This window comes from Vibrio sp. HS-50-1 (genome assembly GCF_024747315.1).
Lineage (GTDB): Bacteria > Pseudomonadota > Gammaproteobacteria > Enterobacterales > Vibrionaceae > Vibrio > Vibrio diabolicus.
This window is the reverse complement of sequence record NZ_JAMPZF010000009.1, coordinates 1-540: the sequence shown is the minus strand read 5'-3', so window position 1 is coordinate 540 and position 540 is coordinate 1. Positions and strand designations below refer to the sequence as shown.

Here is a 540-nt window from a genome sequence, read left to right as displayed (position 1 = left end):
TTGATGTTCAAATCACCAAAGTTGTCTCTCATTATTTGAATGAGCGAGAGACATTTCGATTTTGCCGGACTCAATTTCCAAGAACACTTGAATGTGTTTTTTGGTGTTTGTCATAAAGACAAACATTGAGAACTTTACAATCAACAATAAATTGTTGATTTGTCAGCTTTCCAAATTGTTAAAGAGCTAGATTTTCTCGTCTCTTTTACTTATAAACCGTATCAATCTGTGTGAACACTCATCGCAATAATCATCGTTTAAGGAGGTGATCCAGCGCCAGGTTCCCCTAGCGCTACCTTGTTACGACTTCACCCCAGTCATGAACCACAAAGTGGTAAGCGTCCCCCCGAAGGTTAAACTACCTACTTCTTTTGCAGCCCACTCCCATGGTGTGACGGGCGGTGTGTACAAGGCCCGGGAACGTATTCACCGTGGCATTCTGATCCACGATTACTAGCGATTCCGACTTCATGGAGTCGAGTTGCAGACTCCAATCCGGACTACGACGCACTTTTTGGGATTCGCTCACTTTCGCAAGTT

1 rRNA gene is annotated in these 540 nt (G+C 43.7%); it reads right to left on the bottom strand.

What is annotated here, in order from left to right:
* Positions 1-258 precede the first annotated feature (258 nt).
* Positions 259-540: ribosomal RNA gene (locus NDJ01_RS07880) — 16S ribosomal RNA — on the bottom strand; the annotation flags it as partial.